Genomic DNA, 12,400 nt, shown 5'->3' on the forward strand with positions numbered 1-12,400 from the left:
TTTTCTCCATTCTTTTCTTTAATTTCCTGGCACATCTTCTAACGCCCAAGATAAACGAGCTTTAAATGTTCCAACTCTTTGATAAGCTACAGGAACATTGATTTGAATTCCTTGTTGTTTTGATTCATCAAGTAATGCTGTTAAATCTGTTTCACCTTTCTGATTACTTTCTAAAAGCGTAATTGCCTCATTTGTAATCTGAGAGCTTCCAGCAGTTGAAACGAAAGAAAAAACATCTGGCATTACAATTGAATCATTTGTTAACGGTTGCGTTTGCTTTAGTTGCAAGCGCCAATTATTTGCGTTACGTTCATCCACGACTTTGAGTCCTTCGGTGGGATGCCCAAGTTTAATTAGTGGTTGATTACGTATCTTTTCCGTACCAAAAGTAATCTGTTTTGGTGCCTCTTTAAAATATAGTTCCCCTAAACGATAGTAAAAATAAATATCTTTTGTTTCCTCTGTCATTGTTCCTTCCGCATTGCCCGAGTCTTTTGTAAAAACATAGCCAGAAATATCTAGGGGTTTTTCTTGATAGGGTGCACCAATTTTCCCTGTTACACTTTTAGGTGGAGCAATATCTTTACCTTCCGCGTCTTTATAAAAAACGGTTACTGTTTTTTCTGTTGGTTTAGGAATAGTAATCGTTACATTATTTGACTTTTGCAGTAAAGTTCCTTCTTCATAATAGTCAAAGTTCATAGTTAAAACTTTTTCGGGCGTATTATCTTGAAGGGTTGTTTTTAATTCAATAATCATGTCCTTCTTTAAGACTAGGTAGTCATTTAAAGCAATTGTTAAGTGATTCCCTGTTTGTGTCAGATCTTTGGCTGCTACCTTTTTACCATCAATCATTAATGAATTTTCTTCATATGCTAATTCATCAGGTAAGTCAATGCTTACTTGCGGTTGACGATCTTCGATAAAGTCATTGTCAATATTCAACGTATTCCGTAGTCTCACCTGATCATTTTTCACTGCTTCAACAGCTGAGCTAAATTCCTGACCATTCACGCTAAGGGCTGCTTGTGACGTAACGTTGGTAGGAATTTGTGTCATTGCTAAAGCATTCTCTTGGTATTTGCCACCTGTGGATGATGTAAAGCCCCAATAAACCGTTGTTGCGCCAAATTGTGCATTTAAATCTGAAACTACATACGTATTCGTGCCCACACCTTCTAAATCATATGTTAATGCTTTGGTTGCGGCATTCCAATGAACAGTCAACATGCGCCAGGTTCCATTAGATAGATAGGTTGGCGAAACAGTGACGCCTGAATGCTCCCCTGTATAGCTGTTGTTATTAGCTTTCGGAGTGACAAAAGCTAAATGTCCATTTCCCTTATCTTGTGAAATTTCTCGGTCCATTCGGTTGGAACTACCAGTATTTTTATAGGTATCAAACTCAATCGATAAGGCATTTCTAACATAAGGTTGACCAGCTTTCGTGGAGTATGCACCGATTCCCATCCCAGGTGAACCAATGACTTCTTGAGGCGTTGTGGACATTCTAGGATCATTCGTTAAGGTAAAGGTCATACCATCACCAGCATTTGCATACTCGTTTCCTAAATACAAATAACTTTTAAAGGTAAAATCCGACAATAAACTGATTGGTTTTTTTGACCAAATAGCTCCTTTTTGTGATTTAACAGCTGGGTTTAGTTGTAATAACTTCCCACCTTCTAAAATACTTGTTGCATTTCCAATTGGTTCTTGAAATACCTTGTCGATTGGAATGATATTAGGATCATCCGGCAATGAAGTAGCGTATGGCGCAGCCAACATGCGCGGCTGTGGTTCAACTATCGCCGATTCCGTTGCACTGTTATCGTCATCCTTTTGTTGTTCGCTAGGTTCTAAAGTAGCCGTTGATTGGTCTGTTTTTGCTGGATGATTATCGGTTGTTGTTGTCGTTTCTAGGGAAGGTTTTTGCTCTAATGTTTCCGAGTGAGAAGGAGCGCTAGTTGCCTGATCATTGGCCGATTCCTCCACTATTTCCCGATTGACTTCGTTGATATTTGTCGAAGGATTACTAATCGCTTCGCTAGTAATAGGCGCAAGGAGTAGTAAGAATAAACTACTTGCCAAAAAGACTAGGCTTTGTTTGTTTCGCATCTCTCTTCACCTCTACTTTTTAAATTCCTGGTACATCCGTCAACGTCCACAATAATTTTGTTTGATATTTCACGGCATCTTTAGGGGTTGACCCTGGTACTGATAGCGCAACATCTTTTGTAACATTAACATTGTGTACCGTATTGGTTTCATCGCGTTCTGCAACCACTTCTACTTTGCCCCAATAAGTAGCCCAAGTTCCTGCACCGGTTCCTTGCTTCGCAGCTGCCACTAGCGATGCGGTCCCTGGAACAAGGGCAATCTTATTTGTTGCCTCTGGTTTCACAACATTTTGCGCATTACTATTAACAGTCGGGTTAGCTAAAGAAATTTGCGCACCTGTCAACTGACTATTTAAAGTCGCCTTTGTTGCTTTAAATTGCTCCTTTTGCGTAACCGTTAAAGACCAACCGCTATTGGTTCCTCTATTATCAGAAATTTGCACAAAATTTGGTGTTTCTTTTTGATTTTCTTGATATTGCTGTGCTCTTGCAAAATATACTTGGTCTTTATTCGAAATACGATTTTTCCCAAAGTCAAAACTTGAAGCATAATCAATAGACAGTGGCCCTTGAGTACCTGGATTAGGACCTTCTGGGTCTGTCGGATCAATTGGTTTGACTGGCTTTTCTGGATCGGGATTTTCTGGATCAACCGGGTCTGTCGGATCTACGTTCGGAATAAATTCTACTAAACCATTCGAACGATACTCTTTTGGCTCTTCTGCCTTCGCTTGTAAGGACCCACCAGCAACTGCAAATGTACTGCATAGAACGATTCCTGTGAATTGTTTTTTCATTGCTTTTCTCCTTTATTTAATTATTAGCGGGCGTATCTTCTAATGCCCAAACTAACTTCGTTGAATATTGTTGTGCAAGCTTTACAGATTTTCCGGGAACGAATAGTTGGACAGCTTCTTTATTTGTTGCTTCATTTGAACCAAAGCGATAAACCCAAGTCCCAACCCCTGTTTCTTTTTTAGCGTTCATCGCTAGATTATTATTTACACCAGGTGTTAAGGAAATAGTACTACTGACTTCAGAAGGTTTATATTTTTCATCCACCATTGAGGCAGCTTCTGCCTTTGTAAACGTTAATTGAGCGCCGACTAGTTCCTCTCCAGTAGCTGTTTTAAATTGTTCAGGTTGGGAAAGCGTTAGTTTCCATCCTGCTAACGTTCCTCTTTTATCAGTTACTTGTACATAGGTTGGTTTTTTTGAACCATCTTTCATTTCATCTGGCGCAGCATAATACGTTTGATCTGCCGTAGAAATCTTTTGTGTGCCAAATTTAAATTTTGACCCATAATCAATTGATAAGGCACCACCCGTTCCTGGCCCTGGAGGATCAATTGGGTCTACTGGATCAGTAGGATCGGGATTTTCTGGATCAACAGGCGGTGTGATTTCGTTATCGCCTGCTTCAAAAGTAATTGTGCCTTCCGTATTGTATTCTTTCGGAAAAGTTTCTGCTGCTGATGCGTTTATTGCTTGAAACCCTACGCCTAAAAGTATGGTTGCCGATGTAAGTAAAACAGTTTTTTTCATTAAATAAGCTCCTTCTCTCGTTTCATTTTATTAATTAAATAAATGACTACCCCCAACAAACTAACTCCTATCAAGGAATACAGCGGATTTTCAAACTCGCCTGTTTTAGGTAAAACTGCTTGTCCAGAAGCAGCTAAATTATTTCTTCCCTGTTCTTCTGATTGTTGGGTATACGCTACGTCATTTGACTCTTTTTCATTCTCATAAACGTAGGTACCATAGAAGCTCGCTTGACCATTTGATTCATAATTATTTTCTTCAGCCATAACGCTTTTTGTTTGCAACCCAATGATCAATAGCCCTAAACATACCAAACTAAACCTTTTTATGATTTTCATCTGAATTCCTCCTTCCCCATTTTCAACATTGACTGGCCCAGCCAATAAACATTATATAAAAGAAATATTTATTAGATTTTTTTATTTTTTTCAGACGCTTTTAAAAAATAAAATGGTTTCAGCTAAGAAAGCTTTAAAATCAACACTTTTAAAGACAAAAAAATAAACAAAAAAACTTCGAAAAATAATTTTCGAAGTTTTTTTGTTTATTTTTTTATTATTTTTATACTTCAACCGCTTCTAACAAAGCTAAACGTTCAGCAACTTCTGCTTCTGTTAAATTATATTTTTTTACATAACGGTTGGCAGGATGCTGGCTACATTCTAATGAGCAGCCGCCTAAATGTTTATGTTCATTTTCTTCTGAAGTTAAGATTTGACGATTACATTCTGGGTTTGCACAGTTAATATAGCGTTCGCAAGGTGTTCCATCAAACCAATCTTTCCCAATAACTTTTTTATCAACGTGATTAATTTCGACACTGATTCGGTCATCAAAGACATACATTTTGCCATCCCAAAGTTCGCCACGTGTTTCTGGATTTTTTCCATAGTTGGCGATACCACCATGCAATTGAGCAACATCTTCAAATCCTTCTTTTAATAACCAGCCAGAAAATTTTTCACAGCGAATCCCGCCAGTACAATAGGTAACAATTTTTTTATCCATAAATTGTTCTTTGTTCTCGCGAATCCATTGTGGTAACTCACGGAAGCTACGGATATCTGGGCGCACGGCACCACGGAAATGACCTAAATCATATTCATAATCGTTACGAGCATCGATTACAACAGTGTCTTCGTCTAATAAGGCTTCTTTAAATTCTGCAGGTTCCAAATATTTCCCCGTCGTTTCTAATGGATCAACGTCTTCTTCTAAGTTCAACGCCACTAATTCAGAACGTGGGCGAACAAACATTTTGCGGAACGCCATTTCTTCTGCTGGATCAATTTTAAAGAATGTATCCTTAAAGCGCTCATCTGCTTGCATTGCTTCCATGTACTTTTCTGTTTCTTCGACAGTACCAGATAACGTTCCGTTAATCCCTTCTGTCGCTACTAAAATACGGCCTTTTAAATTTAATGATTTGCAAAAAGCTAGATGCTCTTTCGCAAAAGCTTCTGGATCTTCAATTGTTGTATATTTGTAATAAAGTAATACTTGGTATTTCATCTTGTTTTCCCCTTTTGTATAAAGTCATTCTATCCCATTATACGGTGAATAAAAAAGGGAAAGCGATTATTTTGCTTGTGTATTTACACACAATAAAAAAAGCCTGATAAACGGCGGGAACAGAACCAACACTACGCGTTGCTCCGATCTCAACAACTTCTAAGGTGTTTTCTCGACATGCGTCTCGTCACAGTACACCCTTCAAAAGAGCTACAGCTCTAAGAGTTGCGATGTTTCACTGTGAAGCATGAACAGATGAAATCATCGTACCTACTTGGTGAAGGTCCTTCGGAAATAAGCCGAAATTGTTGAGAATCACGAAGAACGTAGTGATTCGATGATGAACAATACCTACTTGGTCTCCAAAAATTAAAGAGCAATTTTCGAAAATTTCTTCTTATTTCTCGGAGCTAAACGGTTCTGTCCCGACCTCTTCTATATACTACTCCTTTTCAGAAGTCGCGGCGAGTTGTTCTTGCAATTCACCTAAAAGTTCAATTTGAATATTTTGGATTTTTACCAAATTTTCTAGTTGATTATTGATAATATAATCCATTTTCTCATGTAATAAATTAATTTCTACTTCTGCTTTTAAGTTAATTTTATAATCATTATTCGCTTGTTCTCTATCACGGGCTTCTTGTCTGTTTTGACTCATCATAATAATCGGTGCTTGGATAGCTGCTAAACAAGATAAGGCGAGATTTAGCAAAATATAAGGATATTTGTCAAATGGTTGTCCCAATAAAGTGGTAGAGTTAATCACGATCCAAGCAATCAACACGAAGCAAAAGAAGCCAATAAACACCCAGCTACCGCCAAATTTAGCAATGGTATCCGCTGCTCGTTGGCCAAAGGTTAATTTCTTTTCCATCTTTTCATTCATATTATTGGAAATCAGCTTATCTTCTTTGATATGTTGAACCACTAATTCATTCAGTTGTTGGATTTTTTCAGAATCATTTGCGACCAATTGTTTCATGTAATCCAAACGATAATTAAGTAACTCCGCCAATGTAATCATCGATTCAGCTGTCAATTGTGGATTGTTTTGGAGAATAAAAGCTTGCGTTTCCTGTTCTATATCTTGAAGATAAATGTTTTTTTTTCGTTGGTTCACCAATAACAACTTGTTTATTTTTTGATTGTTTCATCTTCGTCACTCCCTTTGATCGTTCTTCCCTTTATTTTAATATAAAGTCTCTCAGAAGAAACCTAAAAAGGCTTTGGGAGTGATCGTTGTTACTTCTGCTTTAAAATTTAACAGTTAAATTGGTTACATCATGGAACAACGAACCAATTAATTCTTTGTATTTCGCTGGATTCACACAGTTAGTTAGCAATATGACCCCTGTCTTCATATCTTTTGAAAATAAAACCAGGGCTTGTTGACCCGCTTCAACGCCGTGTAAGCGTAAATAGTTATCATGAACATAGATGCCGCCATGATAAGAACTTTGCTGAGAAGACGTCCATAATTTTTGCAAAAGTGCGGTGGAAACTAAGTGTCCACTCATTAATTGATGTAAGTACCAATACAAATCACCTGTCGTCATATCCACATTCCCAGTCCCAAATTCATGGGCAAAACTAGCTGCGGGAATTGAGAGCACTTGATTATACGAATTGTCTTCTGTCCATTTATAACTTGTTGAATTATTGGGTTGTTCCAATAAGGTTTCATAGAAGCCAAAATTCTTTAAACCAGCCGTTTTGTGATAAAGATTATTAAATAATTCTTGATAGGTACGTTGATACATTTTCTCTAACATTCCTGCTAAAAGGACAAAATTTACTGGGGAATAATTGTATTTTCCTTTATTGACTTGAATGGTATTTTGTTTAACAAATTGAATAATTTCTTCATCGGTAACGATATTATTAGGCATTGCTGATAACTTTAAACCGCTTGTCATATTCAACATATCGCTAATCGTAATGTCCTCAGCACCTTGAATTTGCGGATAAAACGTAGCGAGTTTTGTATCTAATGTAAGTTTACCTTCTTCAATCGCTTTTAAGATCAAGGTTGTGGTAAAAGATTTTTGAATTGAGCCAATCTGAAACCTTGTGTTTGGCGTATTGGCTTGTTGCTTTTCAAAATTGGCAAAGCCATATCCTTTATTTACTAAAACCTGATCATCTTTAATGATCAAAGCCGAACCAATATAATTTGTTTCTTGAATTTTTTGATCAAGTTCGCCACTATCGGGTGCAACTATTTCTTTCGTTAAATTCGCATAATTATCACTTCGACGATCTTCTTCCAAGACCACTTTCGATTCTTGACTAACTTGTGAATCTCTAGTGAAAAATAACGTTTTTATTAAATAACCACTACCACCAATCACCACCAACAAACATACTATAAAAAGCCAATTCACTCCTCCATGTCTTTTCTTTGCATGTCGTTTACGCATACCGCTTACCTCCGCCTATTCTATTAACAGCATTATCATACGCTATATTTTCATGAAAATTACAGATTTTAGTAAAATTTATAAAACTTTCAACTTTTATAAAAAACAGCTTGGCACCAGAATCTAAATTGATTCTGGTGCCAAGCTGTTTTTTATTTACTTTCTTGCCCCATCACAGCAAAGTAATTATCATCGTTATCTGCAAAATTAAAAACTAAGCCTGTTGGCAATTGAACCATTTCACCAACAGTAACGCCAGCCTCTTGCATTTTTTTATAGAGACCAATGATATCATCGCTAGCAAACATTAAAGAAGGGGTATTCCCCGCCACTTCTGGTGAATGTTTTTGAATAAAGGCCAAATCATATAAAACAATAATCGCTTCTGCTGATTCACTTGGTGCAATTTCTACCACCAATGTGCCGTCAACTTCCTCTCTTTCCTTTTCAACAAAGCCAAACGTTTGCCAAAATTGACTAGATTCCTCAACATTATTCACATATAACATAATCTTTACTTGGTTTGAAAACATTCCTTCACGTCCTTTTGAATTTAGTTAACAACTTATTATATACGTTCTTTTAAATAATTACTGCACTTTCGCTTAAAATTCAAAAAAAGAGCGTGGAACAAAAATCACTTTGGATTTTTGTCCCACGCTCAAAAACTAATAAACGGCGGGAACAGAAGCAACTCCTTCGGAAATAAGCCGAAATTCTCCAAAAATTAAAGAACAATTTCCGGAAATTTCTTCTTATTTCTCGGAGTTAAACACTTCTGTCCCGACCTCTTTTCGTTTTATTGATTTAGATATTTGCATCTAAGACAACGTCGCGATCATTTAAGACATCACGATCTAATTCATGAATACGAGCACTTGTTAACACGCCTGCAACCATACTATCGTTAACGTTAACAGCTGTCCGCGCCATGTCAATAAGTGGTTCAACTGAAATTACTAAACCAACAATTGCAACTGGTAAGTTCATTGCGCCTAAAACGATTAGAGAAGCAAAGGTTGCTCCGCCGCCGACACCGGCTACGCCAAATGAACTGATTGTGACAACTGCTACTAACATTAAAATAAATTGTAAACTAAAGACATCAATTCCAACAGTTGGTGCAACGATGGTTGCTAACATAGCTGGATAAACGCCGGCACAACCATTTTGTCCAATAGATAAACCGAAACTACCAGCAAAGTTTGCTGTGGCATCATCGACACCTAATGCTTTGGTTTGTGTTTCAATATTTAATGGTAAAGCTCCTGCACTTGAACGAGAAGTAAAAGCAAAGCTCAAGACTGGAAAAACTTTTTTTAGATACGTAACTGGATTGACTTTCAAAGTAATTAAAATCAGCATGTGAATGGCAAAAACAATGATTAAGGCCACATATGATGCCAACACAAATTTACCTAAGTTAATAATCGCAACAAAATCACTTGTTGCTACAACATTAATCATTAACGCTAACACGCCATAAGGGGTCAAGCGTAAAACTAAGGTAACAATTCGCATGGTAATTTTATATAAACTATCAATTAAATTTGCAAAAAATTCAGCTTCTTTTGGCGCTTTACGACGAACGCCTAAATAAGCGACACCAACAAACGCAGCAAAGATTACCACCCCAATGGTACTCATTGGTCGTGTTCCCGCAAAGTCAGCAAAGACATTTTTAGGAATAAATGAAACGATTTGTTGTGGAATCGTCAAATCTTGAATCGCATCTTGACGCGTCGCTAACTCGGCAATTCTTGACGTTTCTGCAGCACCTTGCGTGAATTTTGCCCCTTGAAGGCCAAACGCTAAGGTTGTTCCAATCCCCACCAAGGCAGCTACTGCTGTTGTTCCTAGTAAGGTGGCTAACACATTAAAGCTAATTTTTCCTAATTTATTGGATTCTTTCATTTTTGTAAATGCACCTACGATAGATACAAATACTAACGGAATTACGAGCATTTGTAGAAACGCTACATAACCATTACCTACAATCCCGATCCATTCCATTGATTGCGTAGTAATTTTACTGTCTGTACCAAAAGCAAATTGAATAATTGCACCTAAAACAATCCCCACGCCCAATGCTGAAAAGACACGTGTTGAGAATTTTAAATGTTTCTTTTGCATTTGGTAGAAACCGAATAACACAGCAATAAATGCAAGGATCACTAATACAGTGATGAATGTTGTCATTTTAGTTCCTCCCTATGTTTTTAATGACAAGTACATCAAAGGAAGTAAAGGTTCCCGGTACTCACTCTCCAGTAAATACCCTGAAAACAGCAGACTGTTTCCAGTGATAGTTCTATTGTACCTTATTTTATAGCAAATAGTGGGATAATTTGCTTACTTTTTGATAGAAAATAACCGTTGTGATAGTTTAAAACTATCACCAAGCGTTGTTTTACTAGTCACTGTAAAAATAATTTGTTTTTTGTCCTCTTTCTTTTAAGCTGACGTGGTATACTTAGTTCTAGGAGGTGTAAGCGCATGCAAAAAATTTGTTGGATCCTTTCTGTCAACCGTGATGGAGCGACGTTATTTGTGGGAAGCCCTGCAAATGGAGGTCCTTGGCTCTTTTCAAATAAAGAGCAGCAAAACATCAAAGCCTTTTTTCAACCAACCTATGAAATTGACTTTATCAGTTATGATGTTCTTTCAGAGGAAGTACCAGAAGCTGCGTTCATTTTGTACAATGAAATGCTCGCTCCCTATCTTCCCGAAAAAATCACCAAAGTTGGTCAGCCGATTGCTTATGTGGATATCGCTACAAAAAATTATGAACAGTTTAAAAAAGCTTTGGTTGCTAAATCTTCACAAGAATAAAAACAGCGTTTGTAACGGAATCCGTTATAAACGCTGTTTTTAAAGTTTAAGCTTCTTCTGATTGTTGAAAATTCAATTGAACACCTGGACGATCCAGAGCAATTTCAGTTACTTCATAAGATAAACGTTCGACGATGCTAAATAAAGGACGCACAAGTTCATCGACTTCTTCTTGCGAAATATCTTCTTGTTTTTCAATTTTACGATCAATAATGTGATTAATTTGGCTAATCGCCCCTGATAAAACAAATTCGTCAAAGACAATTCGAAATTCTAAGCGAGCAACAAGTGCTGAGCTGTTTTCTGGATAATTTTCTTCTTCTACTTCAATTGGTGAAAAACTGACACGTAAATCTGTCTCTACTTCTGAATCAGGTACTCGCATATCATAGTGATACGCTTCAACAATTTCTTGTTGGCGTTTAATTTCCATTGTTTTTTCTCTCCTTTTTTAACAAGATATTCCCCTTTTAGAATATCCAATGGTTTCTTTTCTCAAGTATACCACAAGTCCGAAAGCTGCCTAGACCAAAAAACACAGAAGGTCAGACTTTTTTGATAAATTGATTTTGGCAGTTTGAACAAGTGACTTTGATTGTTCCTCGTCCTTTCGGCGCACGTAATGACTGCTGACATTTTGGACATTTAAAATAACGATACTCTTTCTGAGTCATGTGTCGCTTGCGAAAAGCATGAACCTTTTGCATTAGGCGTTGTTTTCGAAGAATAAACCGTTGATTTTCATTCAATCGCGGATGAATATGTTTTGAAAAAAAGCGATAATACACGTAGGCGACTGTGATTAAAATCAATAATCGAACCCAAAGATAGCCAGTAAAAATATTGATGAGCGCCAGCACGACACTTGTTAGCAACAGCGTTCGATTCAATTCATCGAACCGTGCATAACGTCCTTGTAAAAATCGTTGCGCTTTTTTGCGCCAACGTAGAATGCGTTCAAACCAAATTTGGCCCATTTATCTTCCTTCTTTCGAGCATTATTTTTTGAATAAATGATTGATTTACAGAAACTTTCAATCAAAATTTACACTTACTAAGTCCAAATTTTGAACAACTGTTGGTTATTTTCGATGGTATACTTCTAGAGAAGTCAGGTCAACCGATGAATGACTTCGTTGATAATAGCTACCGCTATTTTATACAAACTTAAACTGTCGATGGATAGATTATCCGATTTTAACTTAGGGGAAGGTTAAAATCCGATTCTATAATTTAGCACTACACTCCTTTATTTAGTAGCAACTTTAGCCTATCTATCCACATTTTAAGTCAAAAAGAAGCAAGTCCGGACTTGCTTCTTTTTATTTATCTTTCTAATTCTTCAATTTTCTTCTCAATTAACGCCAAGACATATTGACACGCTTCAGGATCTTCGACAAAATCATATTTATCGCCATCAATTTGAATTTTAGGACTTTCATCATAGTCTTCATACCATTGATCATAACGCTCGTTCAACATTTGATAGTAATCATACAACGTTGGATCTGTCTCAATTTGTTCATAAGGACGGCCACGTTTTTTGATGCGTTCTAACATTTTGGGAAATGAAATACGAATGTGAACTAACAAATCAGGTCTTTTTTTATGCGCAGCATAAGGCAATTCTTGGAGCATATTTTGTAATAAGTCATCGTACACTTTGACCTCTGTTTCGTTGGCACGACCTAAATCTGCATTTAAATGAAAAAGTAATGAATCTTCATAAATCGAGCGATCCAATACATTATTTTCATGCGTTAATGCTTGTTTAATACTATCAAAACGTTTATTTAAAAAATAAATTTGTAATAAAAATGCGTACTTTTCCGGTTCCGCATAAAATAAAGGTAATACCTCATTATCATCAACTGATTCGTAAAAGGCTTCTGAACCTAAACGGTTTGCAATTAAAGCTGTTAAACTAGATTTACCAGCGCCAATCGTACCTGCTAAAACAATCACTGCCAT

The 12,400-nt window shown here is 36.8% G+C and carries 13 protein-coding genes; 1 reads left to right on the forward strand and 12 read right to left on the reverse strand.

What is annotated here, in order from left to right; genetic code table 11:
- Positions 1-18: 18 nt before the first annotated feature.
- The 9 genes from IGL80_RS11220 to IGL80_RS11260 all read right to left on the reverse strand — a co-directional run bounded on the left by IGL80_RS11220 (position 19) and on the right by IGL80_RS11260 (position 9,796).
- Positions 19-2,118: a lectin-like domain-containing protein gene (locus IGL80_RS11220; RefSeq protein ID WP_002404764.1), complete on the reverse strand. Its 2,100-nt coding sequence runs from the start codon at positions 2,116-2,118 to the stop codon at positions 19-21.
- Between the two features lie 19 nt (positions 2,119-2,137).
- Positions 2,138-2,917: a WxL domain-containing protein gene (locus IGL80_RS11225; protein ID WP_002358727.1), complete on the reverse strand. Its 780-nt coding sequence runs from the start codon at positions 2,915-2,917 to the stop codon at positions 2,138-2,140.
- A 16-nt stretch (positions 2,918-2,933) separates the two neighbouring features.
- Entirely contained in the window at positions 2,934-3,665 is a 732-nt protein-coding gene (locus tag IGL80_RS11230; protein WP_002358725.1) for a WxL domain-containing protein, read from the reverse strand.
- Complete coding sequence (locus IGL80_RS11235) at positions 3,665-4,048, reverse strand: LPXTG cell wall anchor domain-containing protein (protein WP_002358724.1); 384 nt, start codon at positions 4,046-4,048, stop codon at positions 3,665-3,667. Before IGL80_RS11235 ends, IGL80_RS11230 begins: the two co-directional genes overlap by 1 nt.
- Before the next feature lie 178 nt (positions 4,049-4,226).
- Positions 4,227-5,177: a rhodanese-related sulfurtransferase gene (locus tag IGL80_RS11240; protein WP_002358723.1), complete on the reverse strand. Its 951-nt coding sequence runs from the start codon at positions 5,175-5,177 to the stop codon at positions 4,227-4,229.
- 442 nt (positions 5,178-5,619) lie between these two features.
- Positions 5,620-6,297, reverse strand: coding sequence for a DUF1003 domain-containing protein (locus tag IGL80_RS11245; protein ID WP_002399139.1), 678 nt, complete (start codon positions 6,295-6,297; stop codon positions 5,620-5,622).
- Positions 6,298-6,430: 133 nt separating this feature from the next.
- Positions 6,431-7,597 (reverse strand): serine hydrolase domain-containing protein, encoded by a 1,167-nt coding sequence (locus IGL80_RS11250; protein WP_002358721.1) that lies wholly within the window; start codon positions 7,595-7,597, stop codon positions 6,431-6,433.
- A gap of 152 nt (positions 7,598-7,749) precedes the next feature.
- Positions 7,750-8,130, reverse strand: coding sequence for a VOC family protein (locus IGL80_RS11255; RefSeq protein WP_002358720.1), 381 nt, complete (start codon positions 8,128-8,130; stop codon positions 7,750-7,752).
- Between the two features lie 274 nt (positions 8,131-8,404).
- On the reverse strand, positions 8,405-9,796 hold the full coding sequence (locus tag IGL80_RS11260) for an L-cystine transporter (protein ID WP_002355598.1): 1,392 nt from the start codon (positions 9,794-9,796) through the stop codon (positions 8,405-8,407).
- A gap of 297 nt (positions 9,797-10,093) precedes the next feature.
- Between IGL80_RS11260 and IGL80_RS11265 the strand changes: the two genes are divergently transcribed.
- Entirely contained in the window at positions 10,094-10,429 is a 336-nt protein-coding gene (locus IGL80_RS11265) for a hypothetical protein (RefSeq protein WP_002358719.1), read from the forward strand.
- A 46-nt stretch (positions 10,430-10,475) separates the two neighbouring features.
- Here IGL80_RS11265 and IGL80_RS11270 read toward each other — a convergent pair whose 3' ends face one another.
- The 3 genes from IGL80_RS11270 to IGL80_RS11280 form a co-directional block, all read right to left on the reverse strand.
- A complete protein-coding gene (locus IGL80_RS11270) occupies positions 10,476-10,862 on the reverse strand; it encodes a DUF1149 family protein (RefSeq protein ID WP_002358717.1) in 387 nt (128 codons plus the stop codon).
- 112 nt (positions 10,863-10,974) lie between these two features.
- Positions 10,975-11,406 (reverse strand): hypothetical protein, encoded by a 432-nt coding sequence (locus tag IGL80_RS11275; protein WP_002355595.1) that lies wholly within the window; start codon positions 11,404-11,406, stop codon positions 10,975-10,977.
- A gap of 349 nt (positions 11,407-11,755) precedes the next feature.
- Complete coding sequence (locus IGL80_RS11280; protein ID WP_002355594.1) at positions 11,756-12,400, reverse strand: deoxynucleoside kinase; 645 nt, start codon at positions 12,398-12,400, stop codon at positions 11,756-11,758.

Source organism: Enterococcus sp. DIV2467a (assembly GCF_050532945.1).
GTDB classification, from domain to species: domain Bacteria; phylum Bacillota; class Bacilli; order Lactobacillales; family Enterococcaceae; genus Enterococcus; species Enterococcus faecalis.

What these genes read in the sequence shown, in the direction of transcription:
- IGL80_RS11250 (WP_002358721.1), bottom strand. Translation starts at nt 7,597, where the DNA reads ATGCGTAAACGACATGCAAAGAAAAGACATGGAGGAGTGAATTGGCTT.
- IGL80_RS11230 (WP_002358725.1), bottom strand. Translation starts at nt 3,665, where the DNA reads ATGAAAAAAACTGTTTTACTTACATCGGCAACCATACTTTTAGGCGTA.
- IGL80_RS11220 (WP_002404764.1), bottom strand. Translation starts at nt 2,118, where the DNA reads ATGCGAAACAAACAAAGCCTAGTCTTTTTGGCAAGTAGTTTATTCTTA.
- IGL80_RS11240 (WP_002358723.1), bottom strand. Translation starts at nt 5,177, where the DNA reads ATGAAATACCAAGTATTACTTTATTACAAATATACAACAATTGAAGAT.
- IGL80_RS11255 (WP_002358720.1), bottom strand. Translation starts at nt 8,130, where the DNA reads ATGTTTTCAAACCAAGTAAAGATTATGTTATATGTGAATAATGTTGAG.
- IGL80_RS11265 (WP_002358719.1), top strand. Translation starts at nt 10,094, where the DNA reads ATGCAAAAAATTTGTTGGATCCTTTCTGTCAACCGTGATGGAGCGACG.
- IGL80_RS11270 (WP_002358717.1), bottom strand. Translation starts at nt 10,862, where the DNA reads ATGGAAATTAAACGCCAACAAGAAATTGTTGAAGCGTATCACTATGAT.
- IGL80_RS11260 (WP_002355598.1), bottom strand. Translation starts at nt 9,796, where the DNA reads ATGACAACATTCATCACTGTATTAGTGATCCTTGCATTTATTGCTGTG.
- IGL80_RS11280 (WP_002355594.1), bottom strand. Translation starts at nt 12,400, where the DNA reads ATGGCAGTGATTGTTTTAGCAGGTACGATTGGCGCTGGTAAATCTAGT.
- IGL80_RS11225 (WP_002358727.1), bottom strand. Translation starts at nt 2,917, where the DNA reads ATGAAAAAACAATTCACAGGAATCGTTCTATGCAGTACATTTGCAGTT.
- IGL80_RS11275 (WP_002355595.1), bottom strand. Translation starts at nt 11,406, where the DNA reads ATGGGCCAAATTTGGTTTGAACGCATTCTACGTTGGCGCAAAAAAGCG.